Source organism: Rugamonas sp. (assembly GCF_025354735.1).
Lineage (GTDB): Bacteria > Pseudomonadota > Gammaproteobacteria > Burkholderiales > Burkholderiaceae_D > Rugamonas.
In genome coordinates, this window is sequence record NZ_JANXMI010000046.1 from 1 (window position 1) to 14,747 (window position 14,747).

Genomic DNA, 14,747 nt, shown 5'->3' on the forward strand with positions numbered 1-14,747 from the left:
CGCCAGCTGCGCCGGGTCGGCCACGGCGCCGAGCACGCTGCAGCCGGCGATGTCGCGGCGGCGCAGCGACGCCAGGCTGGCCTCGCTCAGCGTGCTGCCCTCGGGCAGCAGCACGGCGCCGTGGGCGTCGAGCAGGGCCTCGGCCAGCACCATGCCGGCGCTGGCCTGGTCGAGCGTGATGACGGTGGCGGCCGGACGGCTCATGGCGCCGCCTCGCTGCGGCTGAGCGTCATCAGGCTGCCGCGCGCGGCCGAGCGTTCGCCCATGGGGTAGACGGCGACGTCGAAGCGCGCGCCGCCGATGTCGGCGCGGTGCAGCGCCTGGGCGCCGGCCCCGGCCGAAAACAGGGCCGGCAGCACCATGCTGACCTCGTTGCCCAGCAGGCTGGCGCCGCGCGGGAACAGGCGCTCGGCGGCGCCGTTGATGAAGGCGATCATGCCCTGGTCGTCCAGGCCGATGACGGGCAGCGGCAGGCGCTGCAGGACCTCGTGGGCGACGCTGAGGCTGATCTCGTCGCGGCTGATCTGCTGCTGCTTTTGCAGCAGCAGCTCCTCCATGCGGCGGTTGGCGGCGGCCAGCTCGTGGTTGGCCGTGCGCACCTCGAGGTTCAGGCGCTCGTTCTCGTCGGCGATCTCCTTGAGCCGGAAGGCCTCGGCGATGTGGCCGCGCAGCAGCGCGTCCTCCCACGGCTTGGTGAGGAATTTGTAGATGGCGCCCTCGTTGACGGCGTCGGTGACCGACTGCAGTTCCGTGTAGCCCGACAGCATGATGCGTATCGTCGCCGGATACAGCTGCTTGGCCTTGCGCAGGAAGTCGGCGCCTATCATGCCGGGCATGCGCTGGTCCGAGACGATCACGTCGACCGGGTGGCGTTCGAGCAGGTCCAGCCCTTCCTGTCCGCTGTGGGCGGTGAAGATCTGGTAGCCGTCGGCGCGCAGCAGGCGCTTCAGCGCCGACACGATGTTGTGCTCGTCGTCCACCAGCAGCAGGCTGCGCGGCTGCCGCTTGACGCGCAGCAGGTGCGGCGGCAGGCGGCGCGGCTCGTCGAGCAGCAGCGCCATGCCGTCCAGCGCCAGCGGCGGGGCGAAGAAATAACCCTGGACCAGGTCGCACATATTGCGGCGCAGGAAGTCGCACTGGCCCTCCGTTTCGACGCCCTCGGCCACCACCCGTATGCCCAGGTTGTGCGCCATCGAGATGATGGTCTTGGACAGCGCGGCGGCGCCGCTGTCGTCGACGATGCCGCGCACCACCTCGCGATCGATCTTGACCTGGTCGAAGGGGTAGCGGGTCAGGTTGTTGAGCGAGGACTGGCCCGTGCCGAAGTCGTCCAGCGCCAGTTGCAGGCCGAGCGCCTTGAGGCGGGTCAGGCTGTCGGCGCTGGCGGTGCTGTCGAGCATCAGGGCCACCTCGGTGATTTCCAGCGTCAGCGCGGCGGGCGCGACGTCGAATTCGGCCAGGATCGCGGCCACGTCGTCGACGTAGCGGCGCTGGTGGAACTGGCTGGGCGCGACGTTGATGGCGATGCGCACGTCGGCGCGGCCGGCGGCGCGCCAGTCGCGCAGGTCGCGGCAGGCGCGCCGCAGCACCCAGTTGCCGATGGCGGCGATCAAGTCGATGTCCTCGGCCAGCGGCAGGAAATGGCCGGCGTCGGCTAGGGCGCCGGTCGGCGGCTGCCAGCGCAGCAAGGCTTCCATGCCGGCGATGGCGCCGCTCTGCAGGTCGGCCAGCGGCTGGTACTGCAGTTGCAGCTCGTCGCGCGCGATGGCCAACCGCAGCGCCACTTCCATGTCGGTGCGGGCGCGCGAGCGCTGGTTCAGGCTGGCGGAATAGAACTGGTATTTGCCGCCGTGGCGCGCGCGCGCGCCGGCGCGCGCCTCGCCGGCATGGCGTAGCAGCGTGGCGGCGTCCGGGCCGTCCTGCGGGAACAGCGCGATGCCGATGCTGAGGTGGCCATGCACCTGCCCCCCCTGCCATGCCACGCCCGGCGCCATCGCCGCGCACAGTTCCTCGCACAGCAAACCGACGTCGTCCGCGTTGTCGGCCGCGCCGAGCACGACGGCGAACTCATGGTCGCCGAGGCGGGCCACGGTGTCGTGGCCCTTGACGCAGGCCTGCAGGCGCCGGGCGCTGTCGGCCAGCAGGCGCGCGGCGGCCTCCTGGCCCAGGCCGTCCCTGACCTGCGGCAGATTGTCGATGCCCAGGCACAGCAGGGCCAGCAGCTCGCCACGGTGGGCGGCGCACCCGAGGGCCTGCGTCAGGCGGTCGTTGAGCAGGATGGAACTGGCCAGGCCGGTCAGCGGGTCGCGCAGGACGGGGCAGGCCGCGTCATGGTCGGCGCTTGCCTGCCGCTCGCCTGCCACCGCGGTCTGATACGCCAGCTCGTCTGTTCTCATCTTGCGCTCCAGTAGTCTTTGACGCGGGTCGTGCCCTGCGGCCATGCGCTTGATCTTGCCGTTCATTACAGGGTCGCATGGCTGGCGGCGCGTTACCGTACGCTATCGCACCGAGCGGGATCGCGGCCCCCCCGCCATGGCCGCGTTGTCGAATTCAATGCAGTATGGCGAATTTCTGGGTAGTAAATACTCACCAATAATCACGCCGCGCGACACCGGCGTCGGCTGCGACACCCGCGTCAGCGACAGAAAAGGTATCGCCATCGCCAACGTGCCGCCGGCGGGCACGCGCTGGCCGACGATGGCGATCATGCGAGCTAGCGGCGGCGGTGCCGGTTCCCGCTTCATGGCGTGCCCGCGCTTACTGTTTCAGCAGCGGTCCCAGATATTTGCCGGTCACGCTGGCGGCGTTGGCCGCCACGTCTTCCGGCGTGCCGGTGGCGATGATCTGGCCGCCGCCGGCGCCGCCTTCGGGGCCGAGGTCGACGATCCAGTCGGCCGTCTTGATGACGTCGAGGTTGTGCTCGATGACCACCAGGGTGTTGCCCTGGTCGCGCAAACGGTGCATCACCTTGAGCAGCAGATCGATGTCGTGGAAGTGCAGGCCGGTGGTCGGCTCGTCGAGAATGTACAGCGTGCGTCCCGTGTCGCGCTTGGACAGTTCCAGCGACAGCTTGACGCGCTGCGCCTCGCCGCCCGACAGCGTGGTGGCGCTCTGGCCCAGCTTGATGTAGCCGAGGCCGACGTCCAGCAGCGTGTGCAGCTTGCGCGCGATCAGCGGCACCGGCTTGAAGAATTCATGCGCGTCCTCGACCGTCATGTCCAGCACTTCGGTGATGCTCTTGCCCTTGTAATGCACTTCCAGCGTTTCGCGGTTGTAGCGCTTGCCGTGGCAGACGTCGCACGGCACGTAGACGTCCGGCAGGAAGTGCATCTCGACCTTGATGACGCCGTCGCCCTGGCACGCTTCGCAGCGGCCGCCCTTGACGTTGAAGGAGAAGCGGCCCGCGCTGTAGCCGCGTTCCTTGGCCATCGGCACGGTGGCGAACAGATCGCGGATCGGCGTGAACAGGCCGGTGTAGGTGGCCGGATTCGAGCGCGGCGTGCGGCCGATCGGCGCCTGGTCGACCGAGATCACCTTGTCGAAATGTTCGAGGCCGCTGATCGCGTCGTGCGGCGACGGCTCGGTCTGCGAACCGTACAGGTGGCGCGACAGGGCCGGGTACAGCGTGTCGTTAATCAGCGAGGACTTGCCGGAACCGGACACGCCGGTCACGCAGGTCATCAGCCCGACCGGCAGGCTCAGCGTCACCTTCTTCAGGTTGTTGCCGGTGGCGCCGGTGATGAGCAACTGGCGGTCCGGGTCGGCGACGTGGCGTTTTTTCGGCACTTCGATCTTCAGCGTGCCGTTCAGGTATTGCGCCGTCAGCGATTTCTTGTTCTTGAGGATGTCCTTGAGCGTGCCCTGGGCGATGATCTCGCCGCCGTGCACGCCCGCGCCCACGCCCATGTCGACGATGAAGTCGGCGGTGCGGATCGCGTCTTCATCGTGCTCGACCACCAGCACGCTGTTGCCGATGTCGCGCAAGTGCTTGAGCGTTTCGATCAGGCGGTCGTTGTCGCGCTGGTGCAGGCCGATGGACGGCTCGTCGAGCACGTACATCACGCCGGTCAGGCCGGAGCCGATCTGCGAGGCCAGGCGGATGCGCTGCGCCTCGCCGCCCGACAGCGTGTCGGCGCTGCGGTCCAGCGACAGGTAGTCGAGGCCGACGTTGTTGAGGAATTTCAGGCGCGAGATGATTTCCTTGACGACGCGGTCGGCGATCTCCTTCTTGGCGCCCTTGAGTTTGAGCTGCTCGAAGAAGGACAGCGCTTCGCGCAGCGGCTTGGCGGCGATCTCGTAGATGGCTTTTTCCTGCTTGCCGGTGCCGACCTTGACGTAGCGCGCCTCGACGCGCAGGCGCGCGCCGTCGCAGGCCGGGCACTGCTTCTCGTTGATGAACTTGGCCAGCTCCTCTTTCACGGCCATGGAATCGGTCTCGCGGTAGCGCCGCTGCAGATTGTTGACCACGCCCTCAAACGTGTGTTCCTTGATGACCGTGCGGCCGCGCTCGTTGACATAGGCGAACGGGATCAGCTGCTTGCCCGAGCCGTGCAAGATCACTTGCTGGGCCGCGAACGGCAGTTGGTCGTAGGGCAGGTCGAGGTCGAATTCGTAGAACGTGGCCAGGTTGGACAGCATCTGGAAATAAAACTGGTTGCGGCGGTCCCAGCCCTTGACGGCGCCCGACGCCAGCGACAAATTCGGGAAGGCGACGATGCGCTTGGGATCGAAGAATTCGATGTGGCCGAGGCCGTCGCATTCCGGGCAGGCGCCCATGGGATTGTTGAACGAGAACAAACGCGGTTCCAGCTCCTGCAGCGAATAGCCGCAGACGTTGCAGGCGAACTTGTTCGAGTAGACGTGCTCGACGGCCGTGTCCATTTCATAGGCCACGGCGCGGCCTTCGGCCAGGCGCAGCGCGGTCTCGAAACTTTCGGCCAGGCGCTGCTTGATTTCCGGATTCACCTTGACGCGGTCGATGACGACGTCGATGGTGTGCTTTTCCGTTTTCTTCAGCTTCGGCAAATCGTCGACTTCATAGATCTTGGCGTCGTGGGTGCCGATCTGCACGCGGAAGCGCACGAAGCCGTGGGCCTGCATCTGCTCGAACAGGTCGGCATGCTCGCCCTTGCGGTTGGCCACCACCGGCGCCAGAATCATCAGCTTGGTGCCTTCGGGCATGGCCAGCACCGCGTCCACCATTTGCGACACGGTCTGCGCGGCCAGCGCGTTTTCCGGATGGTTGATGCAATACGGCGTGCCGACGCGGGCGTACAGCAGGCGCAGATAATCGTGGATCTCGGTCACGGTGCCGACCGTGGAACGGGGATTGTGCGAGGTGGCTTTTTGCTCGATCGAAATGGCCGGCGACAAGCCCTCGATCAAATCCACATCCGGCTTCTCCATCAGCTGCAAAAACTGGCGCGCGTAGGCCGACAGCGACTCGACATAGCGGCGCTGGCCTTCGGCGTACAGCGTATCGAAAGCCAGCGACGACTTGCCGGAACCGGACAGGCCGGTAATGACGATCAGCTTGTTGCGCGGCAGGTCGAGACTGATGTTTTTGAGATTGTGCGTGCGAGCACCGCGGATGCGTATCTGTTCCATTATTTGCCTTGCTTTCAAGAGGATGGTGCGGCGCGCCCGACGCGCGGAGGCGGGGCAGAATCGAACCGGACCGGGCCAAAACGGGTCAACCTAATACTATAGCTGGGTTTCAACACTTGCGCGTGACAGCCGGGCGTCCGGGCAGCTGGCGCGGCGGCCGGCCGTCTTGATTCAGCGCAAAGAAGATCACGGTATACACTGTATATAATAACAGTATTCAATGCAGGCGTTTCCTGGGCGCCATAAAAACATTTGCGGTGCGGACATTGTCGCTGGCGACCTGTGAAAAGAACGTGCCCTGAGCGGACTTTTGGCTGCCTTCGGGGCAGATTGAATACCTTTTCGGCTATTCAGTCATATATAATCGTCGTCTAGTAAAAATCCAACCGCGCGTGGTCGCAGTTCATCAGGAGTTATCAATGGCATCAGTTAACAAAGTCATCATCGTCGGCAATCTGGGTCGCGATCCGGAAATCCGCTACATGCCTAGCGGTGACGCGATCGCCAACATTGCCGTGGCGACCTCGTTCAAGTCGAAAGACCGCAACACCGGCGAGCAAAAAGAGCTGACCGAATGGCACCGTATTTCCTTCTTCGGCCGCCTGGCTGAAATCGTCGGCCAGTACCTGAAAAAAGGTTCGTCGGTCTACGTCGAAGGCCGTCTGCAAACCCGTAAATACACGGACAAGGACGGCGTCGAGAAGTATGCGACCGACATCATCGCCGAGCAGATGCAAATGCTGGGCGGCCGTCAGGGCATGGGCGAAGGCGGCGGCATGGACGACGGCGGCTACGACGCCCCGGCGCCGGCACAGCAGCGCCAGGCCCCGGCCCCGCGTCCGCAGCAGGCGGCCCCGGCGCCCCGTCCGGCACCGAAGCCGGCGCCGAACTTCTCGGACATGGATGACGACATCCCGTTCTAATTCCTCGCTGGTGTTTTTTGTTGATAGAAGGCCCCTGCCCGTTGAGAGTTGGGGCCTTTTTTCAATGATCCCAATCTCCGGCGGGCGCCAGAGGTCTCACGGCCGCGATGTGACGATCAGCGACACCTTTAAAATCGTCCGATATCCGAGGGTCCCTCAGCACATCCGTCCAAAATTGTAGGGCCATCGCGTAACACTTCGGTAGATGCTTCAGCTCCACCCGACCAAGGTAGGTCGGTGCCCACTGCCGGTCGACAATCTCGCCGTGGGAATTGGGGCGATACAGCATAGGGAGCATGTCATAGGCGTTGAACAGGCGATGTTTGCGCTCGAATGTCCATGTGACGGCGATATTGCCGTGATGCTTATCCGTGTTGCCAATGAGTGAACCAAAGAGATCGAGAATCTCAACCGTCACGATATCCTCATCGGGCAACTGCCCCAAGCGGCCAAGCTCCCGTGCGACGGCCGTCCAGTTTTGATCCATCATGCCAAGATCACCGTCCAGTGCAGAAAAGGTCGCCATAGGGCGACGCCCCCGTAACCCTACCCGATCAAACCGGACCACCTCCAGAAAGATGCGCTCATCTAATTCCAGCACCGATGTTTGGGCTGCGGCGATCTCATTACGCGCCAGCACTTCCAGCGCCAGGTGTTCACATATTAGTAAGTCTCCCCATCGCCTTCCCGACGGCGTACCAACTTGAGGGGAAAATTTCACGATGACGTGCTCTACCGGTTCGCCGCCATCTCCGCGGCGTAACACCGCGGTAAACTTCGGCTGCTCGCCACCAGCGGATGAGCCTGGCGCTTCCCCTTGCATGGCGTTTTCAGCCATCACCGGGTAGCGGGCAGCACGCTCCTCATCCAATATGACTAAGCTATCTGCGACTCCGACGGACTCCATGTGTCTTGCGTAAGACTCATTCCCGAGCATGAGGTCGCCGGCAGCATTTTCACTGCGCCGGGATAGGTACTTTAATACCTGCTCATCCGTCCAACGCAAGATATCGGCCGGCAGATCTAAATCTCCGTGCTTATCCGGCTCCATGCGGCCCAAAAAACCCTGCGGGCGCAAATCCCGCATGAAAAACGGCAGCCCTTGATACACCTCGTAGCTTGGCCCTTGCAGGGGAGTCATGGCATAGAACCCGCCTTGAAGGACGTTCAGGTATCCGATAGCTTCCACGCCTCCTTTTTCGGCAACCCGGAACACCGGGATGGGAGCATCGACTCCCGGGACGTGACGCTTGAGAGCGTACTGCCGCGCCCTTCCGGCTCCCAACACAATCCCGTCTCGCAGAGTTGCCCATAAGCGGGAAAAAGTGGGCTGACTGACATCCAGTTCCTTCAGAAGGAAGGCCGTTTTGGCGGGACCTCGCTTGAGAACATGCTGCAACCTTTCAATATTCTGTTCTTTAGCCATGATGTTTTGAGAGATTCTATGAATAGAAAAATTTTCCTAATTTTCATAGGAGGAACATGTTTTTTTGAATGGAATTATGAATAGAAAAATGAATGGAAATATCGTAGCACACAAAACGATTTACTCGAGGCGATGTGATAAGGGGACGCCGAGGGCGAACAATCATAGACCGGACGCATACAGCCACAGGGAATCGGCACAAACGCGCAATACTTTGACTGTTTGTGCGTAATTGTATATATTTGTACCTGTTCATCCCCATTTGAGTCCGCCATGATAGTCGACAGCCTGTTGCTGCAAGAACGCCATGCCTTCATCCTTGAGTGTCTGCAAGTCGACGGCCGCGTGCTGGCGCCGGATCTGGCCGCCAGATTGAAAGTGTCGGAAGACACGATACGGCGCGATCTGCGCGACCTCGCCGCCGCCGGCTTGTGCCAGAAAGTCTATGGCGGCGCGCTGCGGTCGGCGGCGCCGGTGCCGCCGGCGCCCAACGACGGCACGCTGGGGCAGCGGCGCGGCCATCGCGTGGCCGCCAAGTCGCAGCTGGCGCTGGCGGCGGCGACGCTGATCCGCCCCGGCATGGTGCTGTTCATCGATGCCGGCTCGACCAACCTCGGCATCGCCGCCGCGCTGCCGGAGGTGGCGCTGACGGTGGTCACCAACGCGCCGGCGATCGCGGCGGCGCTGGTCGACCGCGCACAGGTGGAGCTGATCGTGGTCGGCGGCCGGGTCGACCGCGCCGCCGGCGCCAGCTTCGGCGCGGCCGCCTTGCGCGACATCGACATGTTGCGGCCCGACCTGTTTTGCCTGGGCGCTTGCGGCGTCGACGCGGCGGCCGGCATCACCGCCTTCCAGTACGAGGAAGCGCTGTTCAAGCGCCGCGTCGCCGAGGCCAGCAAGGCGGTGCTGGTGGCGGCCACCGGCGACAAGCTGGCCACGGCCGCGCCGTACCAGGTGCTGGCCGCCGCGCGGCTGACCCATCTGGTGGTCGAGCACGACGCCGACCGCGCCTGGACCGATGCCTACGCCGACCTGGGCACGCTGGTGCTGCGCGCCGCCGCCCCCACGCCACATTCCACTCCACATTGAAAGCGCCCATGAACATCGTCGGCCCGCAACAACGTTTATCGACCCGTCTGGCCTTCCTGGTCGCCGGCCTGGCCATGTCGGCGTGGGCGCCGCTGGTGCCGTATGCCAAGGCGCGCGTCGGCCTGGACGATGGCGGTCTCGGCTTGCTGCTGCTGTGCCTGGGCGGCGGTTCGCTGCTGGCCATGCCGCTGACCGGCGCGCTGTCGCTGCGCTTCGGCTGCCGCGCCGTGATCCTGTGGGCCGGCGCGCTCAGCTGTCTGCTGCTGCCCGGCCTGGCGGTCGCGCCCAACGCGGCGCTGCTGGCCGTCAATCTCTTCCTGTTCGGCGCCGCCATCGGCACGCTGGACGTGGCGATGAATGTGCAAGCCGTCATCGTCGAGCGCGACAGCGGCGCGGCGCTGATGTCCGGCTTTCACGGCCTGTTCAGCGTCGGCGGTTTCGTCGGCGCGGCCGGCATGGCGCTGATGTTGTGGTGTGGTCTAGACCCGCTGGCGGCGGCGCTGGTGCTGTCGGCCGTGGCCGCGCTGGTGTTGGCCGGTATCGCGCCGCACCTGCTGCGCCGGCCCGATGCCGCCGGCCACGACGGCCCGCTGTTCGTCATGCCGCACGGCGCCGTGATCCTGATCGGCGCGCTGTGCTTCATCATGTTCCTGGCCGAGGGCGCGATGCTGGACTGGAGCGCGCTGTTCCTGACCGGCGCGCGTGGCCTGGACGCCGACCGTGGCGGCCTCGGCTACGCCGCCTTCGCCTGCGCCATGACGCTGGGCCGGCTCAGCGGCGACCGCGTCGTGCGCCGCCTCGGCGGCCGCCGCGTGCTGCTGCTCGGCGGCGCCTGCGCGGCCGGCGGCTTCCTGTTCGCCGTGCTGGCGCCGTCGGCCGGCGCGGCGCTGGCCGGTTTCGTGCTGATCGGGCTGGGCGCGTCGAACATCGTGCCCATCCTGTTCAGCGCCGCCGGCCGCCAGCGCGCCATGCCGGCCGGACTGGCCGTCAGCGCCATCACCACCATCGGCTATGCCGGCATCCTGGCCGGTCCGGCCCTGATCGGCCTGGTGGCCCACGCGTCCAGCCTGGACGTGGCGTTCGCCGGCCTCGGCTGTTCGATGTTGCTGGTGGCGGCCTGCGCGCGCCTGGGCGCGCCGGCGCGGGCCGGCTGAGCGTCGCCCAAAAGTGACGCCGCCGGAACGCGCGCCCGACACATTCCGTCGCGCCGTTTCGACACCGGCCGGGCGAAATGAAAAGCGCCGCGTGCGCGCGGTTTGCGTCGGCATGCGCGAATAGACAGCCCCGGCTTAATTCCGTATGCTGTAATGATATGTGCCCAACCACGCGCCTTCTTCCGCCGCCAATGACCGAGACCGGCAAGCGCTGTCGCTGCCGGCCGCGCCGTCGCCGCGCCGGCCGCCGCTGCGGGCCGGCCGCCGCCCGGGTTGCGCACCCATGACAGCCCTGAACCGGTGGCGGCGGCTTGCGGCCGTGGCGCTGGCGCTGGCAGCCGCCATGCCCGTCGCCATGCCCGCCGCCCCGACGGTGGCCGAGGCAATCCCGGCCGCCGCCACGGTTCCCGCCACCGCCATCCCCGCCGCCGCCGCCCCGGCCCCGGCCCCGGCGCAGGACCGCTGGGACCAGCTGGCGACGCCGCTGTTCGAGCACCTCGACGTCGAACAGGGCTTGCCCCATCCCATCGTGATGGCGCTGGCGCAGGACGGCGACGGTTTCCTGTGGGCCGGCACCCAGGGCGGCCTGGCCCGCTGGGACGGCTACCGCATGCGTACCTTTTTGCTCGATCCCAAGGATGCCACTTCGCTGCCCGGCAATTTCATCCAGGCGCTTTACACCGACGTGCATGGCCGCCTGTGGGTAGGCACGGCGACCGCCGGCCTGGCCATGTACGACCGCGACCATGAGCGCTTCGTGCGCTATCCGGCCGGCCCCAAGGGCTTGAGCCACAGCGCCGTCACCGCCCTCAGCGGCGACGCCCAGGGCAATATCTGGATCGGCACCGTCGAGGGACTGGACAGGCTGGACCCAGTCAGCGGCACCATCACCCACTACCGCCACGATCCGCGCCGCGACGACAGCCTGCCGGACAACCGCATCCGTTCGCTGACGGTGGCGCGCGACGGCGCGTTGTGGATAGGCAGCATGTCCGGGCTGGCGCTGCGCCGCGGCGACGGCTATGCCCGCGTGCCGGTCGGCGGCGAGCCCGGCACCGGGGCCGGCGGCTGGAGCGACGCCGTGCTGGCGCTGCACCAGGACGAGGCCGGCCGCATCGCCTTCGGCACGCTGAAAAGCGGGCTGGGCGTGGCCGACGCCGACGGCCGCGCCGGCCACCTGCTGCGCGGCGGCGCGCTCGACGGCCTGCGCGCCAATATGATCCTGTCGATCGCCGAGGCGGCGCCCGGCCACTGGTGGCTGGCCACCTACGGCGGCGGCGTGGCCGATTACGTGCCGGCCAGCGGCCAGCTGCGCATCTTGCACCACGACCCGCTGGTGCCGACCAGCCTGGGCCACGACCGCAGCGCGGCGCTGTTGCGCGACCACAGCGGCCTGGTCTGGGTCAGCACGGAACGCAGCCTGGACCGCCACGACCCGGCCACGCGCGCCGTGCGCACCGTGTTCGGCGGCGCCGGCCTGCCCGAGGCCAATGTGACGGCCATGCTGCCGCACAGCGACGGCCGGCTGTGGATCGCGCTGGCCGACCAGGGCATAGACATCGTCGAGGCCGACGGCCCGCGCCGGGCCGCGCTGCGGCCGGACGCCCTGCATCCCGACACGGCCCTGCCCAGCCGCGTGGTCTTCGCGCTGGCCGAGGATGGCGCCGGCGACGTCTGGATCGGCACCCAGCTCGGCCTCTACCGCGCCGACCGCCACGCCGGCGGCGTGCGGCGGGTGCCGTTGCAAGCCCACAATCCCTATCCGCGCATCGCCCGCATCCTGCGCGACGGCGATCGGCTGTGGCTGGCCACGGCCGACGGCCTGCTGCGCTACGAGCCGGGCGCGGCCGGCGGACGCACGCTGCGCGCCCACGTGCAGGGCGCGGCCGGGGCCGGCGGCTTGACGGACAACCGCATCGAGGCGCTGGCGCTGGCGCCCGACCATGCGCTGTGGGTCGGCACGCGCAACGGCCTGAACCGGATCGACCCGGCCGGCGGCGGCGTCGAGCAAATCCTGGCCGCGCCCGGCGAGCCGCAGGCGCTGCAAAACGGCATCGTCGCCGCGCTGGCCTTCGACCGCCAGGACCGGCTGTGGGTCGGCACCTATGGCGGCGGCCTGAGCCTGATGGAGGGGCGCGGCGCCGGCGGCCAGCCGCGCTTCCGCACGCTGGGCGCGGCGCAGGGGCTGCCGAACGACAACATCAGCTCGGTGCTGCCGGGGCCGCGCGGCCGCATCTGGGCCGGCACCGCCGGCGGCGTCGCCATCGTCGATCCGGTGACGCTGGGCATACGCGCGCTGGGCCGGGCCGACGGCCTGGTGATACGCAATTACGACGCCGGCGCCGTCATGCCGCAGGGCGAGCTGCTGTTCGGCGGCACCGGCGGCCTGGCCGTCATCGCGACCGACTGGCTCAGCCTGTGGGGCTGGCGCCCGCCGCTGGTCATCAGCGCGGTCCACGTCGGCAGCGCGGCGCTGGCGGCCGGCGCGCTGGCCGGCGGCCTGACCGTGCCGCCGCAGGCGCGCGGCTTCGACGTCGAATTCGCCGCCCTCGATTTTTCGGCGCCGCAGCGCAACCGCTACGCCTACCGGCTCGACGGCTACGACAGCGCCTGGCGCGAAACGGACGCCACCCACCGCGTGGCCGCCTACACCAGCCTGGCGCCGGGCGACTACAAGCTGCGCCTGCGGGGCAGCAACCGCGAGGGCTTGTGGAGCGAGCCGGAGCTGACGGTGCGGGTGCGGGTGCTGCCGGCCTGGTATCAGCGCTGGTGGATCTACGCCGGCGCCGCGCTGGCTTTGCTGCTGGCCGCGCGCGCCGTGTTCGGCTGGCGCCTGCGCAGCCTGCAACATGAACGGACCCGGCTCGAAGAACGCGTGCTGGCCCGCACCCAGCATCTGGAAAAGCTCAACGCCATCGTCCGCTCCGTCAACGAGCAGCTCGATTTCGACCGCCTGCTCGACGCCATCGTCCAGGAATCGACCGTCATCGAAGGCGTCGACGCCGCCTACGCCCTGGTGCGCGACGACGACGGGGTCCACTTCGCCGTGCGCGCCAGCTGGGAGCGGGTGGGGCTGGCGCCGCAGCGGCCGGCCATCGAGGCGGCGCGCGCGGCCACGCTGTATGCGAGCGCCGAGGATGCCGTGTCGGAAGACATCTACCTGGTGCACGGCGCCGCCGGGGCCGCCGTCGGCGCCGACGGCGCGCTGCTGGCCGTGCGCATCCGCATCGAGCAGCGCGTCGAGGGTTATCTGGTGTTCGAGAACCGGCGCGAGCGGGCCGCCTTCGACGCCAGCGACCTGGAATTGTTGAAGGGTTTGAAGGAACATTTCGTGTCGGCGTTCCAGAAGGCGCGCACGCTGCGCCGGCTGGACCAGGCGCGCGCCGTGGCCGAGGCGGCCACCCGCGCCAAAAGCGCCTTCCTGGCCAATATCAGCCACGAAATCCGCACGCCGATGAACGCCATCCTCGGCTTTGCCGGCCTGGGCCAGCGCATGGAGTTGCCGGCCAAGCCGCTCGACTATTTCCGCAAGATCGGCCGCGCCGGCCAGAACCTGCTCTCCATCATCAACGACTTGCTGGACTTTTCCAAGATCGAGTCGGGCCACCTGGTGCTCGAAGCCGTGCCCTTCCGCCTCGACGAGGTGCTGGCCCAGATCAACGACTTGTTTTCGTGGCGCGCGGCGGAACAGAAGCTGGAGTTGACCGTCGCCGTCGACGGCGCCGTGCCGAACGAGCTGGTCGGCGACCCCCTGCGGCTGAGCCAGGTGCTCGCCAACCTGGTCGGCAACGCCTTGAAATTCACCGCCTGCGGCTACGTGCGGCTGAGCGTGGCGCTGGTCGGCGGCAATTACGCGGCGCAGCGGCCGGGGCCGGCGCGCCTGCGCTTCACGGTCGAGGACAGCGGCATCGGCATCAGTCCCGAGCAGCTGGCGCGGCTGTTCCAGGCCTTTTCCCAGGCCGACGCCAGCACCACCCGGCTCTACGGCGGCACCGGCCTGGGCCTGGCCATATCCCAGCAACTGGTGTTGCGCATGGGCGGGGAAATCAAGGTCCAGAGCGCGGCCGGCGTCGGCAGCACCTTCAGCTTCGTGGCCGAGTTCGCCCGCCAGACGACGCCGGCGCCGCGCGCGCCCGTGCTGGCCTACGGCAAGCGGGTGTTGCTGGCCGACGCGCACGGCGCCGTGCGCAGCGCGCTGGCCCAGTCGCTGCAAGGCGCCGGTCTGACCGTGATGCTGGCCGATTCCGGCCCCGGCGCGCTCGAATTGTTGCTGGCCGCGCCCTTCGACCTGTTGCTGGTCGACGCCGCGCTGCCGGACATGGGCGGCGTCGATATCGTGCGGCAGCTGCGCGACCATCCGACGCTGGCGCGCCTGCCGGTGATCTTGATGGTGGCGGCGGCCGAGCGCGGGCAGGCGATGGCGGCGGCCGAGGCGGTCGGCCTGACGGCGCTGCTCGACAAGCCGGTCGAGACCGCGCCGCTGCTCGACGCGGTGCTGCCGGCGCTGGGGCTGGACGTGGCGGGGCCGGGCGCGCCGGCGGCGCCGTC

8 protein-coding genes and 1 pseudogene are annotated in these 14,747 nt (G+C 67.7%); 4 read left to right on the forward strand and 5 right to left on the reverse strand.

Annotated elements, in window-relative coordinates; all coding sequences use genetic code 11:
• From Q0S71_RS04850 to uvrA, 4 genes and pseudogenes are all read right to left on the reverse strand, one after another.
• Positions 1-204: pseudogene (locus Q0S71_RS04850) on the reverse strand (hypothetical protein); the annotation flags it as partial.
• The gene (locus Q0S71_RS04855; protein ID WP_295992119.1) at positions 201-2,396 is read right to left on the reverse strand and encodes an EAL domain-containing protein; all 2,196 of its coding nucleotides are present in this window, start codon (positions 2,394-2,396) and stop codon (positions 201-203) included. The gene Q0S71_RS04855 and the pseudogene Q0S71_RS04850, both read right to left, overlap by 4 nt.
• 102 nt (positions 2,397-2,498) lie before the next feature.
• A complete protein-coding gene (locus Q0S71_RS04860; RefSeq protein ID WP_295992120.1) occupies positions 2,499-2,708 on the reverse strand; it encodes a hypothetical protein in 210 nt (69 codons plus the stop codon).
• A 49-nt stretch (positions 2,709-2,757) separates the two neighbouring features.
• Positions 2,758-5,607, reverse strand: coding sequence for an excinuclease ABC subunit UvrA (gene uvrA / locus Q0S71_RS04865; protein ID WP_295992122.1), 2,850 nt, complete (start codon positions 5,605-5,607; stop codon positions 2,758-2,760).
• 419 nt (positions 5,608-6,026) lie between these two features.
• Between uvrA and ssb the strand changes: the two genes are divergently transcribed.
• The gene (ssb, locus tag Q0S71_RS04870) at positions 6,027-6,530 is read left to right on the forward strand and encodes a single-stranded DNA-binding protein (RefSeq protein ID WP_295992124.1); all 504 of its coding nucleotides are present in this window, start codon (positions 6,027-6,029) and stop codon (positions 6,528-6,530) included.
• A 61-nt stretch (positions 6,531-6,591) separates the two neighbouring features.
• Here ssb and yjjJ read toward each other — a convergent pair whose 3' ends face one another.
• Positions 6,592-7,956 (reverse strand): type II toxin-antitoxin system HipA family toxin YjjJ, encoded by a 1,365-nt coding sequence (gene yjjJ, locus Q0S71_RS04875; RefSeq protein WP_295992127.1) that lies wholly within the window; start codon positions 7,954-7,956, stop codon positions 6,592-6,594.
• 273 nt (positions 7,957-8,229) lie between these two features.
• Here yjjJ and Q0S71_RS04880 point away from each other — a divergent pair, with 273 nt between their 5' ends.
• The 3 genes from Q0S71_RS04880 to Q0S71_RS04890 all read left to right on the forward strand — a co-directional run.
• A complete protein-coding gene (locus Q0S71_RS04880; RefSeq protein WP_295992129.1) occupies positions 8,230-9,045 on the forward strand; it encodes a DeoR/GlpR family DNA-binding transcription regulator in 816 nt (271 codons plus the stop codon).
• 8 nt (positions 9,046-9,053) lie between these two features.
• On the forward strand, positions 9,054-10,199 hold the full coding sequence (locus Q0S71_RS04885; protein WP_295992132.1) for an MFS transporter: 1,146 nt from the start codon (positions 9,054-9,056) through the stop codon (positions 10,197-10,199).
• A 283-nt stretch (positions 10,200-10,482) separates the two neighbouring features.
• Positions 10,483-14,747 (forward strand): two-component regulator propeller domain-containing protein (locus tag Q0S71_RS04890; protein WP_295992134.1); only part of this gene is annotated, 4,265 nt, incomplete at its 3' end.

Excerpts from the sequence above, each read along its gene's own strand:
- Q0S71_RS04855 (WP_295992119.1), bottom strand. The coding sequence starts at position 2,396 with ATGAGAACAGACGAGCTGGCGTATCAGACCGCGGTGGCAGGCGAGCGG.
- Q0S71_RS04860 (WP_295992120.1), bottom strand. The coding sequence starts at position 2,708 with ATGATCGCCATCGTCGGCCAGCGCGTGCCCGCCGGCGGCACGTTGGCG.
- uvrA (WP_295992122.1), bottom strand. The coding sequence starts at position 5,607 with ATGGAACAGATACGCATCCGCGGTGCTCGCACGCACAATCTCAAAAAC.
- ssb (WP_295992124.1), top strand. The coding sequence starts at position 6,027 with ATGGCATCAGTTAACAAAGTCATCATCGTCGGCAATCTGGGTCGCGAT.
- yjjJ (WP_295992127.1), bottom strand. The coding sequence starts at position 7,956 with ATGGCTAAAGAACAGAATATTGAAAGGTTGCAGCATGTTCTCAAGCGA.
- Q0S71_RS04880 (WP_295992129.1), top strand. The coding sequence starts at position 8,230 with ATGATAGTCGACAGCCTGTTGCTGCAAGAACGCCATGCCTTCATCCTT.
- Q0S71_RS04885 (WP_295992132.1), top strand. The coding sequence starts at position 9,054 with ATGAACATCGTCGGCCCGCAACAACGTTTATCGACCCGTCTGGCCTTC.